The organism is Sediminibacillus halophilus, assembly GCF_900103695.1.
GTDB lineage: Bacteria > Bacillota > Bacilli > Bacillales > Amphibacillaceae > Sediminibacillus > Sediminibacillus halophilus.
Genome location: NZ_FNHF01000006.1, coordinates 188,915 through 208,815, shown reverse-complemented (window position 1 = coordinate 208,815; position 19,901 = coordinate 188,915). Strand labels below are relative to the sequence as shown.

The following is a 19,901-nucleotide window of genomic DNA, read 5'->3' as shown; positions in this document are numbered from 1 at the left end:
ATGCGGTATAAACTGAGTGTCTTCTTATTTAAATATGTATTCTATCAAATTAGTGAAAAGGTGCATGTTTTTCCCACTATATATATCAGCTATAGTATTTCACAGAATCCATTATGTTCTCCAAGTCGAGTATTATGGGCCCAACGACTCGTTTTCAGGAAATAAATTCTTCTATTCCGCAAATAAAAACCGATATGATAAAATGTGCTGTATAACATGGTTTATCTGTATTGTATTTTTTATTTATTTTTTGGAATTGAGGTGGGGGAATATGACAAAGGATACGGAAGATCTGGCCCGTGCTACAGGCAGCAAGGACATTACGAAACTTGAGTTCCGGGGAGGAGCTTTTGGCGCGGCTGTACCTTTATTGTTTTTTGTAATCTGGGCGATAACAACTAGTGTTCTGCAGCTATCATCGGAAATTGGATTGGTCGTAGGAGCCGTTATCGGTTTAACACTGGGGTTGTTATTCAGTAAGAGCAAATGGGAGGACTATGCTCAAGGGTTATTCGACGGCCTTGCCCAGCCAATTGGCGTAATCGCCATGGTAGCCTGGTTTTACGCTGGGATGTTTGCTCAGGTTTTGCAAACAGGCGGCTTGGTCGAGGGTTTGGTGTGGATCGGGGCGATTACCGGCCTGACAGGGGGTCTTTTCGTCGCTTTAACCTTCTTGCTCGCAGCTGTTTTTTCCACTGCTGTCGGAACGGGATATGGTACTACAGTAGCTTTCTGTACGCTTATGTATCCTGCTGGAATCGCAACTGAAGCAGACCCTGTCATGCTGTTTGCAGCGATTTTAGCCGGCGCTGTATTTGGTGATAATTTAGCGCCTGTTTCGGACACGACGATCGTCTCCGCTACGACGCAGGATGCCGACGTGCCGGGAGTGGTGCGCAGCCGATTTAAATATGCAATCATTGCAGCAATTCCAACTACCCTGCTGTTTGCGATATTTGGAGGTGGTGAAGCAGTTTCTGCCGATGAGTCTGCACGTACAGCTATGCTTGATTCTGCCGATCCTAAAGGATTGTTAATGCTGATTCCGTTTGCTCTCGTTTTAATTCTTGCTTTATCCGGACATCATTTAATCACATCGTTAACATGGGGGATCATTGTCTCTATCCCTTTGATTGTGCTCCTGAACTTAGGTGCTTTCAGCGATATCATCCGCTTTAATCCGGACTCGGATGCAATAGTAGAAGGTGCGCTTATAAATGGGATTACAGGTTATATCAACATGGCTATATTAATTTTACTGATAGTAGGGGCTGCTCATTTGCTTCGCTTAGGTGGCACCATGAATGTCATCACCAATGCTTTAGTCAAGTGGATTAAAACATCGATTCGAAAAGCTGAATTTGCCATCTGGTCGATCGTTGCCTTGCTGAATAGCGCAATTACCATCAATACAGCTGCGGAGATTGCCGCTGCTCCATTTGTAAAGGAACTGGGCGATAAATACCGTATTCATCGCTATCGGCGGGCAAATATGCTGGATGCGGTCACCTCTGCCCTGGGATATATTTTCCCTTGGGGGGCACCGGTATTATTAGGTTGGTCGACGATTCAAATGATGCAGGATACTTACGATTGGCTGCCGGTTGTACAACCGACGTCTGTATTCCCGTTTGTTTTCCAAGGCTGGTTTCTCGTTATCGTGATGCTGGTAGCTGCATTAACGGGTTGGGGACTACGATTTGAAGGAAAAAATGGGGAAGAGCGCAAAGAACCACCGAACAATGATTAAACCATAGAAATATAGAAAGAAGAGGCTGACCTAACTGTTTAGGGAGGTCTCTTTTTTTGTCCGTATTCTAAACAATAACAGCCAATTTCCTCTATTTTATGATAGCCATCTAGTCCATTTGCAAATCTTACACATATATATATGGCAATGGGATAGAAAAGGAAATGAGTGTCCATTATTGGGGGTGAACGTTTCAAGTGGAACAGAAACTGAAGATTTTGATTCTGGTAAGGCGGTTTTGGATGGATTTTCCCAAGCATAGACCGAAAATAGATATGTTGCGTGCCATTGAGGAATTCGCAGAAGTGCATTACTGGTATGAAGACGGAAATATTCGCGATATTTTAACTACATTACAACTAGAACCGGATTTTATTTTTCATTATGATATAGCGTGGAGAAATGGGCTCGCCCCTGTTGTAACCGGTTTGGCTGATATAGACATTCCCAAGGCTTGTTTTGTGATTGACTTACATTTTTCTAAAGCGAAAAGGATTCAATATATCGAAAAAAATAAGGTGGACCTGATTTTTTCTGTCAGTAAAAATCCATTTTTAACTGTATTTCCGCAATACAAGGATAAACTCCGTTGGCTGCCATGGTCGATCAATCCGGAAATCATCAAGGACTGGAACATGGAAAAGGATATCGATTATCTCTTAATGGGACTGTTATATTATGAAGATGAAAAGAATCCTCCGAAACAAATAGCTGAAAAGGGTCGCTATGCCTTTCGAGAAGCAGTGCTGAATACGATGGGGGATGTTCCGGGTTTTGTATTCCACCCTCACCCAGGTCACAAAGTTCCGTACTCAAAAGAAATGTATGTTAACGAGAAGTATGCTAAGGAACTAAACCGGTCAAAAATATTTTTTACCTGTGGAAGCCGAAATTCAAGTGGAGCCTTTGCGGTGTTGAAATACTTTGAAGCCTTGGGATGCAAGACGTTGCTGTTGGCAGAACCCAACCAGGAAATCGAGGAGTTGGGGTTTCAAGACGGTGTACACTACGTTGCCTGTAATACAAATGAGATTTATGAAAAAGCTGTGTATTATTTAAATAATGAGGAGAAGCGAAATCAAATTGCGCAAAATGGATATGATTTTATTCATCAGAATCATACGAACGAGATGCGGGCAAGGCACTTTGTAACTTATTTAACGGACTATATAAACAAGAGGTAAAAGTCCTTTATCAGAGCAGGAGTTCCTGCTCTTTTTTTTAGCTTTTTAAGCGGTTTGTTCGAAAAGCTGCAAAGTACCACATGAGATTGATAATGATCCCTGCCCCACAAGTAACCAACACGGCAAACAGTATGAAAGAAACCCCATCCTTTGTCATATAAAGTAAAATTCCTAAAAACATCGGTAAAAAACTGAGTAATCCTATACCGCATAATGCGGCCATTACATACTTTATCCATGTTAAACCAAACAGAAAAAAGAGCAACGGCACAAAATAACAAAAAAGGACCATACCAACTGCAAGCCACATACCAGCAGTATTGAACTGATTGGCGTTTTCACCCATGTCTGCCAGTGGAGTCAGAGTTGTTAAGATGATGATCAAACTGTAAAGCAAAGCGGAAATAATCGTAAAAATAATGACTTTTCTCTTCAACGCATTCCACCCTTTCCCTTTTACTGGTACTAATTAGTACGCTTCAAACGTCATTTTGGTTTCAAGACGGTGGATAGTAAATTTGATTTTTACAAAACCATGCCTGTTTTTCATTTATAATGAAAAAGAGGATACTGTCACAACAAAGCATAGAAAGACCAGATGATTGGTTGTCTGGTTGTTAGTATAAAGAGCAAGGAGTGAGCGCCGTGGCTTGGGTAGAATCGATACAACGGGCGATCAACTATATGGAATCTCGTTTACTGGAACCGATCAGTCTGGAGGAGGTGGCCAAGCAGGCACATGTTTCCGCTTTTCATTTCCAGCGTACATTCACCATTTTAACGGACATATCTGTAGGTGAATATATAAGGCGCCGGCGCCTGACATTGGCCGCGCAGGAACTGATGCACTCCAGTATCAAGGTGATCGATCTTGCCTACAAGTATGGTTACGAGACTCCAGAGGCGTTTGCGAAGGCTTTCCGAAGACAGCATGGCATTTCACCGAGCGAATCGAGAAAGTTTTCCGGAATGCTGACATTCTATAATCGACTGACCATCCAAGTACAGTTGAAAGGAGCAGATCCAATGAAGTATCGTATTGTTGAAATGGAAGATTTTCAAGTAGCAGGTATTAAACGAACCTTTTCCCTCCCCAATGAGGAAAACATGAAAGAAATACCGAAATTTTGGGATCAGGTGAATAACGATGGGACAGATGACCAACTGTTCCGTTTGAATAACGGTCCGATAAAAGGGGTGCTGGGCGTTTGTGTTGATAATAAAAATGATAAGCAGATAATTGATTATTGGGTGGCAACCGCATTTGATGGTGATATTCCTCAAGCATTCGGACAAATGACCATTCCCGCTTCGAGGTGGGCGGTTTTCGAAGTTCGTGGACCGATGCCCGAAGCCATGCAGCAGGTTTGGAACCGGATTTTTACGGAATGGTTTCCGACAAGCGGTTACAGGCATGCAGGGACTCCGGAATTAGAAGTGTATTCCAGTGATGATCCAACAAGCTCTGACCTTTATTCAGAGGTTTGGATTCCTGTAAAATAAGAAGCGGGTAAGGAAAGAGGAGGGACAGTCCCCATGCAGAAAAGAATCAGGGATTATGGTATCGAAATCGGCAGCCTGGAAACTGGCCGATTGAATAAAATCAGTGATGTGGGCGGGGTTACGTCAGGTCATGCAACCATTGATGACGGTCCATTAAAGACCGGGGTGACAGCTATCCTTCCGCATCAGGGAAATGTATTTACCAACAAAGTAGTTGGTGCTGCTCATGTTCTCAATGGTTTTGGCAAGTCGGTAGGAACGATTCAGTTAGAAGAGCTGGGTACCATCGAAACGCCAATCCTTTTGACAAACACATTAAGCATTGGGACGTGTACCGATAGCCTGATCGATTATATGCTGAAACACAACCCGGAAATCGGGAGGACGACCGGGACAGTGAACCCGGTTGTCGGGGAATGTAACGATATGTATCTGAATGATATTCGGGCTAGAGCAGTTCAAAGTAGACACGTTAAAGAGGCATTGACTTCTGCTGCAATCGATTTTCAAGAGGGCGGTGTCGGCGCGGGAACGGGAATGAAGTGCTTCGGATTAAAAGGGGGAATCGGTTCTTCTTCCAGAGTGATTTCCTATCCGCATGGTTCCTACACAATTGGCGTACTGACACTCACCAACTTTGGTTCATTGGAGCAGTTACGGGTCAATGACAAGCGAGCAGGACATATCATTAAACAACGGCTGGCAGAACATTCCCCTGAACCGGATAAAGGTTCGGTGATTGTCGTGGTTGCAACCGATTTGCCAGTATCTTCACGCCAGTTGAAACGAATCATTAAAAGAGCAGGGGTTGGGCTGAGCCGTTGTGGCTCCTATATAGGCAATGGCAGCGGTGATGTCATCTTAGGGTTTTCTACAGCCAATCAAGTCCCTCACCATGCTGATGCACAAATTAGCCGTTATAGTGCAATTCATGAAGAGGATATCGACCTGGCGTTCCTTGCTGTCGCAGATGCAACAGAGGAAGCTGTGCTCAATTCGATGATAACAGCCGAAACCGTAACAGGCAGGGATGGAAATACATTGCATTCGCTGCGCGAGTTCATGGAGTTCATCTAAAAAACCGCCGGAAGGTTTCCGGCGGTAATATATTTATTGAAATTCTGGATTGTTCTTCAAAAAGTTTTCCCAAGCTTGTTTTGTGCCCTCCTCTAATTCCTCGCGGGAGGCGCGTAGTCTTTTTTCAGAGGCGCCGAATCCGATCTCTTGATCACCCTGTTTGATTCTGCTGTAAACAGAATCCACAAATTCGTTCAAATCGGCACCGAATGTATGGAGTCCTTTTCCACCTAAATCTGTGTTCACGGCTGGAGGAAGAACCTCTATGACTTCAGTTCCCGTTGCCGCCAGTTGTAGTCGAAGCGACATGGTAAAGGAATGGATGGCCGCTTTCGTGGCACTGTACACAGGCACCCATACTCCAGGTGTGAATGCCAAACCGGAACTTACATTGATAATCGCCGCATTTTCCTGTTTTGCCAAATGGGGAGCAAACAGCAAGGATAAATGGATAGGGCCCTCGATGTTGATGGAAATTTCCTTTCGATAATCGGCCCAATGATCGGCCGCCTGCAAAAGGTTCGCTCTTTGTTGAATCCCTGCATTATTGACTAAGATGTTGAGAGTGGGGAATTCCTTCTCAACCCATCTAAACAGGGCAACGCGATCCGCTTCATCCGCAATATCGCATACATGGACATGCAGTTGCGGGTATTTTTGTTTTGCTTCATCCAACTTCGCTTTATTCCGCCCAACGATGATGACGTTATTGTTATCTTCCAGGAAACGTTCAGCCAGGGCCAGCCCGATGCCGGATGAGCCGCCGGTTATTAGGATAGTGTTATCGGAACTATTCATGTAAAATCCTCCAAGCATATAGTCGAGTCACTAGGTTTATCGTATTCATATTCAGATGGAGTCAAACCGCCGTGCAACCAGTCATTAAAGCTTTCTAGGTAGTTTTGCAAACACAAAAAAGGCTTTCCTGTGATAGGAAAGCCTTTTGTTAGACTAGTTACGCTTTTTCAACGTTAGCAGCCTGAGGTCCGCGGTTGCCTTCTTCAACGTCGAAAGTAACTGCTTGACCTTCATCCAATGTTTTGAAGCCTTCGCCTTGAATGGCAGAGAAGTGAACGAATACGTCGTCGCCGCCCTCAACTTCAATAAAACCGAAACCTTTGTCTGCGTTAAACCATTTAACTGTACCGTTAGTCATAAAAAAATTCCTCCACGTGCTTTTAGCACAATATATTACTATTCTTGCTCTATAAAATCATTCAAGACGATAATCGCTTAAAAGCTTTTTCTTCTTTCATTACAATCATACCGAACAACAATAATTGAATTAAGTATATCATGGACGCTTCGAGAATGGAAATAGGTATATAGGACCATTTTTAAATTATAAATAGGCACAACATATTTGAATATTCAGTTTTCTTGTTGAAATTCAATAGGTATCGGTCTATGATGGAAGATAATTGTGCAGCGAATGAATGAAATTGAAAAAGAAGCGGAACGGGAAGTGGAATGATGCAGAAGGAGATCATCGAAACAAAACAGGTCACCTTTCAACGAGACGGTAGAAACATCTTACAAAAAGTGGATTGGCGGGTGTCTCCAGGAGAGCACTGGGTAATCTTGGGCTTAAACGGTTCGGGAAAAACTTCTTTATTGAAAATCGTCACAGGTTACGAGTGGCCCACCAAAGGTACTGTTGATGTTCTGGGTAATCGGTTTGGCAGGACGAATCTGCCTGAGCTTCGCAAATCTATTGGCTGGGTAAGTGCTTCCCTCGATGAACAATTCCTTAAAAGAGCAAGTGACACAGCATTAGAAGTGGTGCTCAGTGGTAAGCATGCTTCGATTGGTATATATGAGGCAGTTAATGATCAGGAGGTCTTTCGAGCAGAAAAGTTGCTGGAGGAAATGAAAATGGCCGACTTTGCAGATCGTCCATTCGTGAAATTGTCTCAAGGAGAAAAACGCCGGGTGATTATTGCCCGTGCTTTAATGCCTGATCCAGAAATCCTTATTTTAGATGAACCGTGCAACGGACTGGATGTTTTTGCAAAAGAACAATTATTAACTACTATTCAGAGGATGGCTGTCCAGAAGGGTGGACCGACACTCCTGTATGTTACGCACCAGCTGGAGGAAGTAATTCCGGCTATCACGCATGCTCTACTGATTAATCACGGGAAAATAGTTGCTGCCGGTGAAAAAGAAAAAACACTGACAGATTCCTTGATGACAGAGACGTTTCAAGTTCCGGTCGAGATTGAATGGAGAGCGTCACGCCCATGGCTGAAGATTAAGTCGACCTTATAGGAGGGTGGCTGGAACAAAAGCATAGTGGTCAAAATAAAAACCGACGATGATTCGAAATTCACAGCTTTCGAACTCGTTCGGTTTTTTACTTTTCTATAATCGGTGATTGAAATTTATTTGGAATGAATGACTGCAAACAACCCTTTGCTGAGTACTTCGCATTCCTTGGTCACTTTACAGCAACTTGGCAAAGAAAGTTTCTTTGAAACGCTTTTTACATCTTTTATCCGGATACAGCGCCTTTTTAAAATAGGTCAAATAATAGTGGAATTCTCATGTGTTAACTGTTATACTTTAAATATAACAGTTAACACATGAAGGAGAAGTGAATCAGTTGTGTTGATTAACATCGATTTACAGGCCAATGAGCCAATTTATGAACAGCTGAAAAACCAAATTATGATCCGAATCGCCAGAAAGGAGCTTAAACCAGGAGATGGTCTACCGTCTGTCCGTATATTCGCAGCCGATTTAGGGATCAACTTGCACACCGTGAACAAAGCTTATCAGCAGTTAAAACAAGAAGGATTTATATTAATTCATCGGCAAAAAGGCGTGGTGATCAATCCGGAAATACCGTCAGCGGACGGGGAGTATGAGGAAAAGCTAACCCGTTTGCTTCGACCGCTAATTGCAGAATCCGCATGCAGAGGGATGACGGAAGTGGAGTTTACTTCCTTTTGCCGACAATTATTTCACCAACTAACAGAAGAAGGGGATGAGGGTTAATGGATGCTTTGATTATTGCCGGCATTTTTTTGGTCTGTTTACTTCCGGTTTTTATTGTAGTTATGTTTACACCTTATTTAACGAGAAAGACAGAAAGCTTTGGTGTCTATATTCCGGAGGATATTTATCACAATCCAAGATTAAAAAAAATGCGACGGTCTTATGTCTATGCAACTGGAATTATTAGTATCCTAGTTATGGCTGTAAGCTTCGCTTTAATTCAGCCACTCGAAGGGGAAGAACAAATAAGTTTAGCCATTGCCTGCGGGCTTGTTGGCTATTCGGTTGTTTCTTTTCTGGTCTATCTGGTTTTCCACAATAAAATGAAAAAACTCAAGGCAGAAAACAAATGGACAGAGCAAAGACGCCAGCAGGTGACCGTAGACCTCCACTTTGAACAGAAGAAAGTGACATTGTCGAATTGGTGGTTCACAGTTCCTTACTTGCTCTCATTTTTAACCTTGCTGCTGACTGTTTCCTTTTATGAGCAAATTCCTGAACGGATTCCGATGCAGTATAATTTTTCTGGAGAAGTGACGAACTGGGCGGATAAAACCTACCGTTCCGTGTTGATGATGCCAATCATGCAAATCTATTTAACCAGCCTGTTTTTATTCCTCAATACGATGATCGCCAAAGCGAAACAACAGCTTAACGCAGCTAATCCTGAAAAATCAATGGAACAAAACATCCGTTTTCGCAGGCGCTGGTCAGGTTATATTATTGTTTCAGGGACGGCTTTAACGTTGTTGTTTGCCTTTACACAAATTTCCTTCATTTTTCCGGTAAACACCCAACTATTGACGATTGTTCCGTTGTTGTTATCAGGAGCGATGGTAGCAGGAGCAATTGTTCTCGCATTTAACACCGGGCAAGGGGGAAGCAGGATAAAGACAGGTACAGACAAGCATGGCCGTACCATTGATCGTGATGACGACAGACATTGGAAGCTCGGTCAATTTTACTTTAACCGGGAGGACCCCGCACTATTTCTTGAAAAACGATTCGGGGTAGGCTGGACAATCAACTTTGCCCGCCCGCTTGCCTGGACAGCGTTGGCCGTGATCATTTTACTTGCGATTGCGATTCCGTGGCTGCTGGGCGTCTAAAAACAGGGATTGATACTTCAATCCCTATTTTTTTTTGCAATAATTCGTGTGGATTAAAAATTTAACCAAACGGCAAGCAGCAAAAATAGTAAAATGAATGCAGTTTTACTCAGTAATCTTGCTCCTTTTCCAACTTCCAGCCTTCTTTCTGTGTAACGAATATAAGCAGATAACATCAGGCAGCCAGATAAAGAAAAAGCTTGACCAAGAGGGTCTTGATAGACGGCAATAAATCTTACAGCTCCGTCAAAAGAAGACCGGTACAACCTAATTCAAGTAAAATAAAGGTTTTTTTCTTCCTGTTCATTCGCTCCACGCCATTTACCATCGCTGTCAGGAGCAAAAAGTTGAAATGAACGGGTAGGCAACTTAACATAAGGGAATAGAAAAGATATCAAAGATTAACGGATAAGATGAACTTAGCAGAAAAAAGGACGGATTGTTTCCATGAAGCAAATACATATAAAACATCACTGGCTTGGCAGGCTGCTGGCTTCGGATCCAGGGAGAAAAAGGTTCCAGCAGGCCGGAAAAGCGACAATTAGCCTGATTTCTTCGGTGTTCACCATGCTGTTTATCTTGCATGCAAGCGGAAATGGATTGTTCACCCCCGCCCTTGTTGCTGGTATTTTAGGTATGCTTGGAATTATGACGGTGATGGATGATACGAAACAACAAAAAAAGATGACAACACTCTTGTTGGGAGCGTCAGGGGCTGTCGGAATATCGCTGGGGAGCCTGCTGGCAAACAATGCCTATTTCGTAGGCACCTTAATGATTGTGATCATTTTCAGTGCTTTTTACTTTTCTAAGTTTGGAAGCCGTTATTTTTCGTTAGGCATGGTCGGTTTTATGACAGTCTACTTTTCTTCCTTTTTAAAATTATCGCCTGCACAATTTCCTTGGTTTTATTTAAGTATTGCAATCGGCGTCACGTATGCCTATCTTTACAACTTTATTATTTTCAGGGATTCCGCACAGGTATTAAAGAGGAGTATGCGGTCCTTTCACATTCAGGCCAACCTGACTTTCAACATTTTGATCCGCATCATTGAGGACGATCAAGCCAGTGAGAAGCGGATGAAAAGCCTGGAAAAAAACGTAGCAAAGCTGAGTGAGTATGCACGTAACGTTTCCGAAGATTTAAATGCGCAGGATGTCGAGGATGTCTGGCCGGGATTGAAAGCATCGCAACTAAGGTTGTATGTATTTGACACGGCAATGCTGACCGAAACCCTGTCTGATTCGATTCAGCGTCTTAAGCGAGCGGATGCGTTGGAAGCTGTCGAAATCCGCCAACTGATCGTCTGGATTGTTGCATCGCTTCGTGATGCAGAAGTGCTGGCCCAGGATTATGAAGAGAAAAATCTGCAAGAGGCAGAGCGGGCTTTGCAAGCGATCCGTTTAATGCTGGCTGAGTTACTGGATACTGAGTCCAGGCCTGCTGGATGGATATATTTAATCAGACGGATCGAATCAATCGCTAATCATGTGATTGAAGGGGCAGCGGCTATTCAATTGTCGCTGAAACAGAAAAAAAGACGTAGCATGGATAAGGAAGACCAAGAGGATGACGAATCAGAAGAGAACGATGACCAGGCAAAAACAGAAGGAATGGAGCCTTCCACAAGGAAAGCGATTCAATCACTTGTAACAGGAACGCTGGCTATTATCACGGGTTACCTGATATCTCCTGTCCAGCCTTACTGGGTACTGCTCACCGCATTCATTGTCCAGCTTGGTACAGCGTCTGTCGGAAGGACCTACATCAAAGGATTTCAACGTTCACTCGGCACGGTCATCGGGGCAGTAATCGGCTTTTTTCTGGCGAAACTTGTTTCGGGCCATGCTGTACTAGAAGTGACATTGTTGTTTCTCGTTGTATTTTTGGCGTTTTATCTATTTTCCGTATCCTATACTTTGATGAGTTTATTCATCACCATGTTGATTGCCTTCCTATATGACGTTTTGCTGGGTGGTATCAGCCTGCATCTAATGGGAGCCAGGGTGATCGATACGATTGCCGGTGCGCTGATTGCCCTTATTGTATCTGCCGTGATTTTTCCAAAGAAAACAAAGGACAAGGTTGCCGAATCGTTTGAAGAATATCTTGATGAATTACGGCCATTTGTGACGGACTATGTGAAAAGATTCAGCGAGGAGGTCGATGTCAAGAGCTTTACTGACAGTGCTTTCAATTTGGATCAGAAATTACAAGCGGTAAGGGATGAAGCGCAATCCCTGCTGCAGCGGCCCGGTGCATTCAACAATGCCAACCTGTTACGATGGGTGACAGTTTTTACCGCAGTCAATTATTATGCGAAGCATTTGATTGCTTCTTCGTATCAGAAAAATTTTCGATATCCCAAGGAGCTTGAGGAAGATTTCCAAAAGATGGAATGGAAACTAAATCACAATATCCAAACCCTCAAAGAATTGATGAAGGGCGGTGACAGTCAAGCCGAAGTTTATCCACTTGATTCAGAACGGGTACGGATTGAACGTCTGTCACCAAGCAGGAGGAAGGGGCATGGCGATATTATCCACCACCTTTATTACATTTGGCGCATCAATCAATCCATTGTCCTATTAAGCACAGAAATGGGAGCAGAGAAAAAGGAAAAGTAGACAGAGACCTGAATGAAAGGTCTCTGTTTTTTTATGTTAAACCAGAAGAAGATGGGGAGGTTGGGAAGTTTCGTCGAGGTGAGGATAAAAGGAGAAGATGGAGAGTTGAACACCAACTTCATTAGGTAAAGATAGAGAAATGCGAAAAGGAACCCTCTGGTAGATAGGAATTGTCAATTCGAAATAACGTAGTTGAGGTAATTTTTCCTTCAGATGACCAAATCCACTTGAAGCTGAACACTTGTTTTTTAACGCCAACAAGAGTATGATTCTTTGTAGACATTTATTGTCCATTATGGATAATAAAAAACCATAAAGAAAGAAGTGTGTTCCATTGAGAATTAAAAGTGGTGTGGAGCAGGCGTTGAGCATCCTGGTGATATTGGCAACTCAAAGCGAGGAACAGCCGGTGAAAAGCGATATAATCAGCGCCCGGCTTAAAGTATCTCCATCCTACTTGAAAAAAGTCATGAGAAAGCTGGTAGTCAATCAATTAATTGCTTCCGTTTCCGGCAATCAAGGTGGTTTTTCTCTGGCCAGGCCGGCAGACCAAATTACCATGCTGGATATACTGGATGCGATCGAAGGAACCGATCCATTCCTGCAAGTAGATGGTCTGATTCAAAGTGTGTTCCCGGAGACAGAACTGGCTGTTAAAGGGGAAGAACTGTTCACCGAAGTGTTTTTAGAGGCGCAAATGAGCTATCGCAAAACATTGCAGACAGTTACACTGGAAGCTATTTTGGAACAAACCATCGGGACAAGTGATTTTCGTCTGGTCGATTGGAATAAAGAAATGGGAAAACAAGACATTCTTGCCTTGCAATCCGTCAACTGGAGGAATGAGCAGTGAAAATGTTAAAGGCGGAATGGAAGAATCTGTTCCATAGTAGGAAACTAATGATTGTTGTATTCGGATTATTGATGATTCCGATTTTATATGCAGGTGTCTTTTTGGATGCGATGTGGGATCCATACGGAAGTATTGAAGATCTACCGGTAGCTGTGGCGAATGAAGACGTAGCAGCTGAATTTGAAGGGGAGAAATTGAAACTGGGAGAGGAACTGGTAGACAGGCTGAAGGATGACGGCAGTCTGGATTGGCATTTTACCGACCGTCAGACAGCAATGGATGGTCTGGAAAGCGGCAATTACTACATGGTCCTCGTCATTCCACAGGACTTTTCTCAGCACGCGTCTACCGTGTTGGACGACGATCCGAGTGAAATGAATTTGGAATACTATACAAATAGTGGCCAAAATTTTATCGCAGAAAAAATCAGTGCTTCTGCAGCCGAGGATATCAACAAACAAATTGCGGAGTCCGTTACCAAGGAATATGCGAATGCCATGTTTGAGAAATTGAACGATATTGGCGACGGAATGGCAGAAGGAGCGGACGGAGCCAACGAAATGAAGGATGGCAGTCAAGAGCTTGGGGATAACCTGAATAAACTCTCCGACAGCATTGTGACATTTGAAAATGGATTGAATTCGGCAGAAGACGGAGCCGAAGAGATAGCGGTCAATGTCGGCCAAGCTGCACAAGGAGCAAGTGAACTGGCCAGCGGAGTGGAAGAATATACTGCCGGCGTTCGTTCGTTAAATGGCGGAATCGGTGATTATACAAACGGAGTGTCCAGTCTAAATCAAGGTGTTCAACAATATTTGGCTGGGGTTGGAAAGCTTGATGACGGGTTGAACGATTACACGTCAGGGGTAGATACACTCAACAATGGGCTGCAACAATACACGTCGGGCGTTGACACGCTGAATCAAGGGTTGCAGCAATATACATCCGGTGTTGGAGAACTGGATAATGGGCTTGAACAACAAGCACAGGGGGCAAACGAACTTGCATCCCAAAGTTCAGAACTGGTAAAAGGCAGTGAGCAAGTGGCTGAGGGGATTCAGGAATTGAGTCCAGGTATCAGCCAATTGGATTCAGGAATTCAAACAGCCGCGGGAAAAAGTGGCGAATTGAACGACGGACTAAATGATTTGGCTGCTGGCAGTGAGGAATTACAAGAACAGGTTGATCAACTTGCCGGGAAACTGCAGGGTGTATCCTCAGAAAGTGATGAATTGATTCAAGGGTTGAACGATATCACTTCTGGCTTGAAGGAATTGCAAAGCCAGGTGGACGCGGTTGGAAGCGGCCAGTCCGGCGATGATTTGACTGAGCAGATAAATGAATTAAAAGCAAAGCACGATGCACAAATTATCGAAACGATTGAAAACAGTAAGAATCTCGAAGAAACCGAAAAACAGACGTTAGAAGAGGAGATTCAACATACCCAGGCTGAACAATCGATGCAGCCAATTGTGGATGGTATAAACAAACAGTTTAATGTCATGAATGAAAAGATGGATGAGTTGTCCCAAGCAATCGGTGCGATGATTGTCGAACTGGAAGGTAACGAGACGGAACCGAGTGCTGTTGAAGGGATCAGACAGCTTGCAACAGGTTACGAGGAGTTAGAGGAGGTTGTTGTCGGTGATACTGACAGTGATACACTGCAGGGAGGTGTCACACGTCTGAATAATGGACTTCAAAACGCTAAAGAGGGCAGCGCTGACTTAAATGGTGGATTGAAAGAACTAGCAGCAAACAGCGGCAAGCTTGCCTCAAGTTCTTCGGATTTGCAAACGGGGGCTGAACAATTAAATAGTGGTGTAGAAAGCTACACTGCAGGTGTCAGCCAGCTAAGGGAAGGTGCCGACTCCTTGGCATCTGGCGCCAGTGATTTAAGTTCCCGTTCGGATGATTTAAAAGCTGGTGCCCAACAGCTTGATGACAATGGAGAGGAGCTTGCCTCCGGTGCCGAGGAGCTTGATCGTCAGTCGGATAATTTGACGGAAGGATCGGAGCAGCTCCTTGAACAGGGTGGAGAGTTGTCGAATGGCTCTGAACAGCTGGATGCGAAAGGCAGTGAGTTGCAGGCAGGATCACAGACATTAGCAAGTAACGGCCAGGAATTAAGGAATGGTGCAAACAGCCTTGCTGATGGGCTTCCACAACTGCGTACAGGGTTACAGTCATTGAACGGTGGACTGGCAGATCTAGCTAGCGGATCGCAAGAATTGGAATCCGGAGCCAATCAACTGGAAGATGGCAGTTTCGAATTGGCCGGAGGAGCTGATGAACTCGCCGACAAGTTGCGCGAAGGTGCGGACGATATAGAGAATACCAATACAGGTGATGGCAATGCGGAAATGTTTTCATCGCCAACCAAATTGTTGAACGATGAGGTGGCTAGCGTTCCGAATTACGGATATGGCCTGGCGCCTTATATGATGTCGGTTGCTTTATTTGTAGGAGCGGTAATATTCTGCTTGTTATTCCCGATCTTTAAGCCGCATACAGTGCCAACGTCCGGTTTCGCATGGTGGATTAGCAAGTACTCTATCGTGTTGCTGGTTTCCATCCTGCAGGCTGGCATCATGACAGCAATCATGGTTTGGGGACTTGGCTTAGAACCGCGCAGTGTAGCCGAATTGTTCTTGATTTCAATCGTTGTATCATTTGCCTTTATGGCATTGATTAGCTTCTTCTCCTTGGCATTCGGCAATGTGGGTAGATTCTTTATGTTGATTTTGCTGACACTGCAATTGGGTGGTTCAGCTGGAACATTCCCTATCCAGCTATCTAATGGATTTTTCCAAGCTATCCATCCATACTTGCCGATGACGTATTCAATCGACGCTTATCGACACGCTATTTCATTAGGCGGATCGATTACAGGAGATCTAATTGTATTGATCAGCATATTCATCGTATCCCAATTGGGATTGCTCGTATTTTTCACTTTGAAAACAAAGAACTACCGTAAGGGTGCTGAGACAGAAGCAGTGACTCAGTAATTCACAAAAAAGCGTCCGGACTGATTTCAGTCCGGACGCTTTTTTTCCTATCGTAAAGTCGTGTATTTTTAAAAACCATCTATTTTAGTTCTCATCATGAGGATCCACATGGGAATGTGTGCTGTCTTTACACATAAGTGAATCATCGTGAGGATGTTCATCGTTTTCCATTTGCACGGTGACATGGCCGATTCCCTTGTGCTGTAACCGGTCTTCAATCGTACGGAGCAGCTTTTGGCTGTCATGGATTGACAAGTTGTCATTAACGACAGCATGGCAGGATAACGCATTCTGACCGCTGGTGATACTCCAAACATGAAGATCATGGATGCTGTGAATGCCGGGAATGTTTTCGATGACAGTGATGATATCACTTAGTTCGACATTCTTTGGCGTGCCTTCCATCAAGATGTGGGATGCATCTTTGGTAACACGAATACCACTTATCAATACAAGGACCGCGACTATCACACTTGCCAGTGGGTCTGCCCATCCCCAATTGAAGAAGAGGATAAGCAGTGCAGCTATAATAGCTCCAACCGATCCGAGCAAGTCACCGATTACATGGAGAAAAGCTGCACGTAAATTCAGGTTTTCTTCTGTATCACCTCTCATTAAAATCCAGGCAACAAAAATGTTAACAATCAGTCCAACCGTGCCGATCGCCAGCATCCCTGTAGAAGCTACCTCCGGCGGGTCTTGGAAACGCTGGTATGCTTCATAAAAGATATAGATAGCAATTAGCGACAGTGTAACCCCATTGAATAATGCTGCCAGAATTTCAAATCGTTTATATCCATATGTTTTGCTGTAATTGGCCACTTTTTCACCAAGAACGAAAGCGAGCACCCCCACACCGAGGGAAACAGAATCACTCAGCATATGGCCGGCATCCGATAATAAGGCAAGGCTGTTTGTTAAAAAGCCGCCGATTGCTTCCAACACCATATACCCGAAAGTGATAAAAAAACTGATTAACAGTGCTTTTTTATTTGCACCATGTGTGTGATCGTGCCCATGATCATGACTGTGTCCCATCGTTTTTCCTCCTTCTTAATGCAGGGCATGTTCAATCGTTTGTTTCAAAATGCCGATTACATGCTGGTCATCATGGGAATAAAACAAGGTAGTTCCCGCTCTTCGGTATTTGACAAGTCGCAAATTTTTCAAGAAGCGAAGTTGGTGGGAAACCGTAGATTGTTTCAATTGTAACTTTTCAGCAATTTCGTTGACAGAGTACTCTTTGTTAAATAATAAATGGAGAATTCGGATCCGTGTGGGATCTCCTAAAGCTTTAAACGTTTGAGAAACAATAAACAGCGTTTCTTCATCAAGATTGTCGTTGTCTGTAAACACTTCTTCGCTCGATTCTTCCACCTGGATGACCCCCCCATCTCATCATATGTATGCACATCACTTATGTGCTTATATTAGCATATGTTCATATTTTAAATCTTTTTTGAAAGCGTGTCAAAATCAACGAAAAATTTTATTTGTTCATAGGTTGTGTTTTAACGGATTGGATATTCTCTATATAGAGGATGGTAAAGATTCTGAATGCAGGCTAACATTTTCAAAGAAGGAATCAGGCCAGCAATAAATTATCACTCATCTCTTACAGAAAGAGGATACACCAGAAGAAGTGCTTGTAGAAAGAGCGGGAACATTCGTAAATGTTCCCGCTCTGAGATTAAAGATTAGGCCAAAGAAAGGCTGTAACTGCCTTATCCACTCCGCGATGCTCGTGAAGGCCGGAGTGGGTTGCTTCTGTATCATAAAAAACTTCCTGTCTGTAATGGGCTTTGGGAACAATCTCCTTAATGCCAAGGGCGCTGCTTACTGCTACTAGCCCATCTCCTGGATTGTCATTACGGTGCAGAGCTCCAGCAACTGCAAGTACCTCGGTGTTAGCAGGGAAGGCCGCTTTGTGGGCGGCCATCGAGACCAATGCAGGTGAATCAACCCTTAGATCTACTGCAGCGGCACTGCTCCCAGGTTTGTAGTACCTTTCAGCGCTTATTCCTTTGAAAGGACTACCGATAACGATAAGTTTATTGACAGATGGATAACTGTCTTCACTGCTGGTTAATAAAAAATTGGCAGCTGCTAAACCTCCCATGGAATGTCCGACCAGATTGGCCTTTTCGAAACCATAGTCCTCATGCAGCGCCGCCATCACTTTCTGAAGCCAGACTGTTTGGTCGGCGATGCTGGCCTGGTTGTTTTCAAACACAACTTGAATAAAGGGATGTTCCTGGCTGAAGTACCTTCCTTTAATGGAGAGGGCACCATATTCATTGACATGGAAGGTGAGGCGTCTGGAATCGGGAATATCTGATTCCAATCTATCAAGTAGCGTACCAAAAGAGCGGTAGGTCCCTTTAAAACCATGGACAAAAACGGTGGGGACGATTTCAGTGTTGTCTTGGGAACGAATCGGCTTAGAAAAGATATAGGTGGATGAACCGACAACGATCAACGTCGCGACAACAAAGAAAAAAACGACATAGCGAAATTGTTTTAGTTTTTCGGTCACTGCTGTTCCTCCTGTTGCATGTTACCTTTATTTTACTAAATTCCGGGATGAATTGATTGATTCTAACTGCTCAATTTTGTTAGTTTATGTTGTTTTTTGCAATTGGGATGAGGAATGAGCTGCCAAATAATAGGAAAATAGAAGCGATCTTTTCTCTTAAGACATGAAGGGGTAAATGGTTGCAAATCTTCTTTTTCTGGTTATATAGTTGATTACATATGCCCAAAAATTGAATGCCAATCATCAGAGGAGAAATCTACATGGACAGTTTTAATCAGCAATTTTTATATTCTATTTCCATCATTATTTTAGGTTACATTTTAAAAAGGTTCGATATAATCCGGGAACGAGAAGGAGAAGGGTTGACCCGACTGGTACTAAACGTTACCCTCCCTTGTTTGCTGATTGTAAGTTTCAGTGAGATCGTCATTGATCCTTCGCTGTTTTTATTAGTAATCATCGCTTTCGTATATGGGTGTTTAATGGCCTTCTTAGGTTCTATTGTGTTTCGGAACGAGGGGTCGTTCAATAAAGGGATGTTGTTGATGACCCTTCCTGGTTTCAACATTGGTTTGTTTGCGTTTCCACTCGTAGAGGGCATTTGGGGGAGCGAAGGGTTGAAATACTTTGGTATGTTCGATGCTGGTAATGCTTTTGTCATTTTTGGTCTGAATTATATTGTTGCGACCTATTTTGCCAGTGGAGATGTAAAGCCGGATTTCAAAGCAATGACGAACAAAATCTTCAAGTCTATCCCTTTGATGACGTATATCCTTGTTTGCACGATTAATTTGTTGGGGCTTCAACTGCCCGATTTCGCGCTTGGCGTTGCAGGAACAATATCGCAGGCAAACATGCCCTTATCACTGTTGATTTTAGGCATTTATTTAAATTTACAATTCGACAAAAGCAATTTAAAAATCATCGCGAAATTTTTGATTTTTCGATATTCCACTGGAATTGCCGTCGGTTCTTGTCTGTTTTGGCTGCTGCCTTTTGAGGATTTATTCAAATACACGTTATTAATTGCCCTTATTTTGCCGACTGCTGCCACCTCGTTGGCCTATTCTGTAGAATTCCGTTATGATACGAAACTTGTCGGTACCATCGCAAATATCACCATTATCATCAGTTTTGTCCTGCTTTGGCTAATCGCAAATCTTGTTTTGTAAATAAAGTGAAGTAGTGCAAAAGGATGAAAATTCTTTGGTTTTTCGACAAAACCGTCATAGGTCCATCGATGTGTTTTC

General features: G+C 43.4%; 17 protein-coding genes. 11 read left to right on the top strand and 6 right to left on the bottom strand.

What is annotated here, in order from left to right; all coding sequences use genetic code 11:
* The first annotated feature begins 34 nt into the window (after positions 1-34).
* Together BLR82_RS17740 and BLR82_RS17735 are read left to right on the top strand one after the other, a co-directional pair.
* On the top strand, positions 35-1,750 hold the full coding sequence (locus tag BLR82_RS17740) for a Na+/H+ antiporter NhaC family protein (RefSeq protein WP_483880057.1): 1,716 nt from the start codon (positions 35-37) through the stop codon (positions 1,748-1,750).
* 242 nt (positions 1,751-1,992) lie between these two features.
* Positions 1,993-2,934 (top strand): glycosyltransferase family protein, encoded by a 942-nt coding sequence (locus BLR82_RS17735; protein ID WP_245693872.1) that lies wholly within the window; start codon positions 1,993-1,995, stop codon positions 2,932-2,934.
* Positions 2,935-2,971: 37 nt separating this feature from the next.
* On the opposite strand, the gene BLR82_RS17730 is transcribed toward BLR82_RS17735, so the two are convergent.
* Entirely contained in the window at positions 2,972-3,370 is a 399-nt protein-coding gene (locus BLR82_RS17730; protein WP_074600779.1) for a DUF5391 family protein, read from the bottom strand.
* A 209-nt stretch (positions 3,371-3,579) separates the two neighbouring features.
* Here BLR82_RS17730 and BLR82_RS17725 point away from each other — a divergent pair, with 209 nt between their 5' ends.
* Together BLR82_RS17725 and BLR82_RS17720 are read left to right on the top strand one after the other, a co-directional pair.
* Positions 3,580-4,437 carry an AraC family transcriptional regulator gene (locus BLR82_RS17725; protein ID WP_074600778.1) on the top strand — a complete coding sequence of 286 codons (858 nt, stop codon included), beginning with the start codon at positions 3,580-3,582 and terminating at the stop codon, positions 4,435-4,437.
* Between the two features lie 33 nt (positions 4,438-4,470).
* Positions 4,471-5,514, top strand: a complete 1,044-nt coding sequence (locus BLR82_RS17720) for a DmpA family aminopeptidase (RefSeq protein WP_074600777.1) — start codon at positions 4,471-4,473, stop codon at positions 5,512-5,514.
* A 33-nt stretch (positions 5,515-5,547) separates the two neighbouring features.
* Here the strand turns inward: BLR82_RS17720 and BLR82_RS17715 are convergent, their stop codons facing one another.
* Together BLR82_RS17715 and BLR82_RS17710 are read right to left on the bottom strand one after the other, a co-directional pair.
* Positions 5,548-6,312, bottom strand: a complete 765-nt coding sequence (locus BLR82_RS17715; RefSeq protein WP_074600776.1) for an SDR family oxidoreductase — start codon at positions 6,310-6,312, stop codon at positions 5,548-5,550.
* Between the two features lie 157 nt (positions 6,313-6,469).
* Positions 6,470-6,670 (bottom strand): cold-shock protein, encoded by a 201-nt coding sequence (locus BLR82_RS17710; RefSeq protein WP_074600775.1) that lies wholly within the window; start codon positions 6,668-6,670, stop codon positions 6,470-6,472.
* Between the two features lie 317 nt (positions 6,671-6,987).
* On the opposite strand from BLR82_RS17710, the gene BLR82_RS17705 reads away from it, so the two are divergent.
* From BLR82_RS17705 to BLR82_RS17675, 6 genes are all read left to right on the top strand, one after another.
* On the top strand, positions 6,988-7,785 hold the full coding sequence (locus BLR82_RS17705; RefSeq protein ID WP_175486848.1) for an ABC transporter ATP-binding protein: 798 nt from the start codon (positions 6,988-6,990) through the stop codon (positions 7,783-7,785).
* A 336-nt stretch (positions 7,786-8,121) separates the two neighbouring features.
* Positions 8,122-8,514 carry a GntR family transcriptional regulator gene (locus tag BLR82_RS17700; protein ID WP_074600773.1) on the top strand — a complete coding sequence of 131 codons (393 nt, stop codon included), beginning with the start codon at positions 8,122-8,124 and terminating at the stop codon, positions 8,512-8,514.
* Positions 8,514-9,623, top strand: coding sequence for a DUF1648 domain-containing protein (locus BLR82_RS17695; RefSeq protein ID WP_074600772.1), 1,110 nt, complete (start codon positions 8,514-8,516; stop codon positions 9,621-9,623). The genes BLR82_RS17700 and BLR82_RS17695 overlap by 1 nt, the downstream gene beginning before the upstream one ends.
* 447 nt (positions 9,624-10,070) lie before the next feature.
* Positions 10,071-12,251, top strand: coding sequence for an FUSC family protein (locus BLR82_RS17685; RefSeq protein ID WP_083334926.1), 2,181 nt, complete (start codon positions 10,071-10,073; stop codon positions 12,249-12,251).
* 334 nt (positions 12,252-12,585) lie between these two features.
* Positions 12,586-13,104, top strand: a complete 519-nt coding sequence (locus BLR82_RS17680) for an RrF2 family transcriptional regulator (RefSeq protein WP_074600770.1) — start codon at positions 12,586-12,588, stop codon at positions 13,102-13,104.
* Between the two features lie 2 nt (positions 13,105-13,106).
* Positions 13,107-16,115, top strand: a complete 3,009-nt coding sequence (locus BLR82_RS17675; RefSeq protein WP_245693885.1) for a YhgE/Pip domain-containing protein — start codon at positions 13,107-13,109, stop codon at positions 16,113-16,115.
* Between the two features lie 84 nt (positions 16,116-16,199).
* Here BLR82_RS17675 and BLR82_RS17670 read toward each other — a convergent pair whose 3' ends face one another.
* From BLR82_RS17670 to BLR82_RS17660, 3 genes are all read right to left on the bottom strand, one after another.
* On the bottom strand, positions 16,200-17,153 hold the full coding sequence (locus BLR82_RS17670; protein ID WP_074600768.1) for a cation diffusion facilitator family transporter: 954 nt from the start codon (positions 17,151-17,153) through the stop codon (positions 16,200-16,202).
* Positions 17,154-17,168: 15 nt separating this feature from the next.
* Positions 17,169-17,492 carry an ArsR/SmtB family transcription factor gene (locus tag BLR82_RS17665; protein ID WP_074600767.1) on the bottom strand — a complete coding sequence of 108 codons (324 nt, stop codon included), beginning with the start codon at positions 17,490-17,492 and terminating at the stop codon, positions 17,169-17,171.
* Positions 17,493-17,805: 313 nt separating this feature from the next.
* The gene (locus tag BLR82_RS17660; protein ID WP_074600766.1) at positions 17,806-18,651 is read right to left on the bottom strand and encodes an alpha/beta fold hydrolase; all 846 of its coding nucleotides are present in this window, start codon (positions 18,649-18,651) and stop codon (positions 17,806-17,808) included.
* Between the two features lie 260 nt (positions 18,652-18,911).
* On the opposite strand from BLR82_RS17660, the gene BLR82_RS17655 reads away from it, so the two are divergent.
* Positions 18,912-19,823 carry an AEC family transporter gene (locus BLR82_RS17655; protein ID WP_074600765.1) on the top strand — a complete coding sequence of 304 codons (912 nt, stop codon included), beginning with the start codon at positions 18,912-18,914 and terminating at the stop codon, positions 19,821-19,823.
* Positions 19,824-19,901 lie beyond the last annotated feature (78 nt).

Bases quoted from the DNA above. Each gene is read 5' to 3' on its own strand.
- BLR82_RS17675 (WP_245693885.1), top strand. From the start codon at position 13,107: ATGTTAAAGGCGGAATGGAAGAATCTGTTCCATAGTAGGAAACTAATG.
- BLR82_RS17670 (WP_074600768.1), bottom strand. From the start codon at position 17,153: ATGGGACACAGTCATGATCATGGGCACGATCACACACATGGTGCAAAT.
- BLR82_RS17715 (WP_074600776.1), bottom strand. From the start codon at position 6,312: ATGAATAGTTCCGATAACACTATCCTAATAACCGGCGGCTCATCCGGC.
- BLR82_RS17655 (WP_074600765.1), top strand. From the start codon at position 18,912: ATGGACAGTTTTAATCAGCAATTTTTATATTCTATTTCCATCATTATT.
- BLR82_RS17710 (WP_074600775.1), bottom strand. From the start codon at position 6,670: ATGACTAACGGTACAGTTAAATGGTTTAACGCAGACAAAGGTTTCGGT.
- BLR82_RS17740 (WP_483880057.1), top strand. From the start codon at position 35: ATGTATTCTATCAAATTAGTGAAAAGGTGCATGTTTTTCCCACTATAT.
- BLR82_RS17720 (WP_074600777.1), top strand. From the start codon at position 4,471: ATGCAGAAAAGAATCAGGGATTATGGTATCGAAATCGGCAGCCTGGAA.
- BLR82_RS17685 (WP_083334926.1), top strand. From the start codon at position 10,071: ATGAAGCAAATACATATAAAACATCACTGGCTTGGCAGGCTGCTGGCT.
- BLR82_RS17705 (WP_175486848.1), top strand. From the start codon at position 6,988: ATGCAGAAGGAGATCATCGAAACAAAACAGGTCACCTTTCAACGAGAC.
- BLR82_RS17695 (WP_074600772.1), top strand. From the start codon at position 8,514: ATGGATGCTTTGATTATTGCCGGCATTTTTTTGGTCTGTTTACTTCCG.
- BLR82_RS17735 (WP_245693872.1), top strand. From the start codon at position 1,993: ATGGATTTTCCCAAGCATAGACCGAAAATAGATATGTTGCGTGCCATT.